The sequence below is a fragment of the Arthrobacter sp. 05L44 genome, from assembly GCF_056397605.1.
In genome coordinates this window covers 1-3,212 of record NZ_JBFTNS010000016.1, presented here as the reverse complement: position 1 = coordinate 3,212, position 3,212 = coordinate 1, and the positions used below count along the sequence as shown (strand labels likewise).

At 65.1% G+C, this 3,212-nt stretch carries 1 protein-coding gene and 1 rRNA gene; one reads left to right on the top strand and one right to left on the bottom strand.

The annotated features are described in order from the left end of the window. Positions 1-92 (top strand): 5S ribosomal RNA (rrf, locus tag AC1DHY_RS15705); the annotation flags it as partial. Between the two features lie 135 nt (positions 93-227). Here rrf and AC1DHY_RS15700 read toward each other — a convergent pair. Further along, complete coding sequence (locus tag AC1DHY_RS15700) at positions 228-2,615, bottom strand: HAD-IC family P-type ATPase (RefSeq protein ID WP_476903901.1); 2,388 nt, start codon at positions 2,613-2,615, stop codon at positions 228-230. Between the last annotated feature and the right edge of the window lie 597 nt (positions 2,616-3,212).

Here is a 3,212-nt window from a genome sequence, read left to right as displayed (position 1 = left end):
CGCCCGGTCCCATTCCGAACCCGGAAGCTAAGACCCACAGCGCCGATGGTACTGCACCCGGGAGGGTGTGGGAGAGTAGGTCACCGCCGGAACATCATTAGGTCGAGAGCCTCCAACCACCAGGTTGGAGGCTCTCCCACTTTAACCACCCACCCAACCACGACAGACCGGCACAGACGGACGACCCTCCCCCGGCAGACCAACGCACCACACAACAAGCGACGCGGTCAGCGCGGGAACCTGCGGCGGTGGAACCAGGCGAGCAGCTCCACCGCGAGGCCCGCACCTGCGCTGACGGCCAGTGCGGCAGCCAGCATCCCGGCCGGCGGCCAGCCAAGAATGAAGAAGTCCTGGGCCAGCGGGATGTTGAAGAGAATGACCAGTGCGGCGCACATGCCCGCCAGCACCCCGGCCCGTCCAGCGTTGAGCGGCCTGGACACCACGGCCAGGATCCAGAGGCCCACCACCGACAACGTCAGCACCGAGGCCGAGCGCACTGCTTCGGCGTCCGGCGCTCCAACCAGCGGTGCGCACGCATGCAGGATAAACAATGAGCCGGCCGCGATCAGCCCGGCCGGCAGCGAGAACCAGAGGGACCGCCGCAGAAAGCCGGACCGGTACCGGCGAGCATTGGGCATGAGGGCCAGGAAAAATGCCGGAATGCCGATGGTAAGGCCGTCGGTAAAGGACAACTGGCGGGGGAGGAACGGAAAAGGCCACTGCAGCAGCGCAAAGCTCACCGCGATGGCAATTGAGTATGCGGTCTTGCTGAGGAACAGGCTGGAAACCCGTTCGATGTTGGCGATCACCCGCCGCCCCTCCGCCAGTACTTCCGGCAGGCGATCGAACCGGCCGTCGAGCAGGACAAGGCGCGCCACGGCCTTGGTGGCCGGCGCCGCTGAGTCCATGGCAATGCCCAGGTCAGCGGACTTCAGCGCCAGGGCATCGTTGACGCCATCGCCGGTCATGGCGACGGTGTGGCCAAGACGCTGGAGGGCAGCCACCATGTCCCTCTTTTGATCGGGGGTGACGCGGCCGAAAACAACATTGCCGTCCATCACCTCCTCGAGCAGCCCGGGCTCCTCCGGCAGTGACCGCGCGTCGAATCCCTCGGCCGCATCCAGGCCTACCCGCCGGGCGATGGCGGCCACGGTCCGGGGATCGTCGCCGGAAATGATCTTGAGCGTCACTCCCTCGGCAGCGAAAAACTCCAACGTCTGGCGGGCATCCGGCCGGGGCTGTTCGCGGAACGTCAGGAGCGCAACCGGCCGGAGACCTTCGGGGAGCTCCGGAGTCTGACGGGACTCCGCGGGGCGGTCGGCGCCCGCCAGCAACAGCGTCCGCAGGCCGGAGCCGGCCAACTCGCCGGCCCTGGCGAGCACGGCGGCATGGGGGCCGTCCGCCGGCGCCGGCAACACCATCTCGGGGGCCCCCAGCACCCAGGTGGGCGTTCTCCCGTTCCCCGTGCCAAAGGTGACACCGCTCCATTTCCGGGAGGAGGAGAAGGGGACATAGGAGATTGACTGGAAGCCGCCGTCGTCTTCAAAAGCTGTTCCCAGGCTGCGCGCCGTAGCGTTCGCTTCGGGTTCGGAAGCGAACCATCCCAGGGCGTGCTCCCACCCGGGCTCCGGTGCGGCGGTCAGCTGGTGGACCTCCTCGAAGCGGAGGCCGCCTTCGGTCAGGGTTCCGGTTTTGTCCATGCAGAGGACGTCCACGCGGGCGAGGCCTTCGACGGCGGCGAGTTCCTGTATGAGCACCTTGTGGCCGGCAAGCCTGAGCCCGCCGACGGCGAACGCGACGCTGGTCAGCAAGACGAGACCTAGCGGGACCATGGCAATAACACTCGCGATGACACCCACCAGGGCCGCCGTCCAGGCACCGGAGCTGATGGCCTCCTGCCAGCCGCCGCGGGCCTGCAGCTCGCTGTTAACCACAAGCAACGCCACGGGCAGGATTCCCCAGGCAATCCACCGGAGCACCCGGTTCAGGCTGTTGCGGATCTCGGAGTTCACCAGGGAGAACCGCCTGGCATCGGCCGTCAACCGGCTCGCGAACGAGTCGGCCCCCACACGCGCCACCCTGGCCCTGCCGTGACCGCCCACAATGATGGATCCCGAGAGGACTTCGGATCCGGCGTCCTTGTCCGCGGGATCCGATTCGCCGGTAAGCAGGGATTCGTCGGCCTCCAGCCCTGCACTGTCCAGCACCGTGGCGTCGGCGGTAACCTGGTCCCCGGCGCGCAGGACCAGCACATCGTCACGGACGACGTCGGCCGTGGCGATCTCCTGGATCTTGCCGTCCCGCAGGACCCGGGCACGCGGGGCGTCAAGGATGGCGAGGCGGTCCAGGGAACGTTTGGCGCGGAACTCCTGGACGACGCCGATTGCGGCATTGCCGGCAGCTGCCAGTCCGAAGAGCGCATCCTGCCAGCGGCCCAGCAGGAGCAGGACCAGAAAACTCGAGCCGACGATTGCATTGAAGAGTGTGAGTACGTTGGCGCGGACAATCTGCCAGAGGCTCCGGCTGGTTTTGTCCGAAACCCGGTTGTCCAGGCCGCCTTCGATACGGGCGGCGACATCCTGTTGCGAAAGTCCTTCGGCGGCCGGTCCGGACACACGCCGATGGAGTGTCAGTGGTTCCTGGCGCCGGCGTTCTGCCCTCACCCCCTGATCGTATCCGGGGACGCAACCGAAAGTGATGGAGGATACAACCTCCATCCGCGACGCCGGTGCTCTTTCGTGGCGGCCGCCGGCCGGCCCGATGTGGCGGGAAGCGCGTGATTTCAAGGGATAGTGGGCCCAAGACGTCGCCTCCGGAGCCCGTTTGCGGATAGGCCCGGTTGGGTGTATTGTTTTCTAAGTCGCCGCGAGGGAGGCCAGCGAAAAACTGGAGTACCGGAGGCGGCCAATCCCCTAAAAATAATTCAAAACCAGGTTCTTTCGACTTTTCTGTCGCTAAGGAATTTTGGTGGGGATGGTTCGTCTGCTGATTCAGGTCCGGGAAATCGGATTTGCATTGGGAGTCTGAACCCGGTAAGTTTGAAAAGTTGCTCCGGAGCGAGTTGCGGCCCTGTATTGGGGTTGTGGTGGTGCCGGGTGTGTCTGTTGTTTGAGAACTCAATAGTGTGCCAAGTTTGTTGATACCAATTGTTTTATTGATTGGTTGTTTTGGCTGTGTTGTCCACCCCGTGGATGGCATGGTTTTTACAGCTG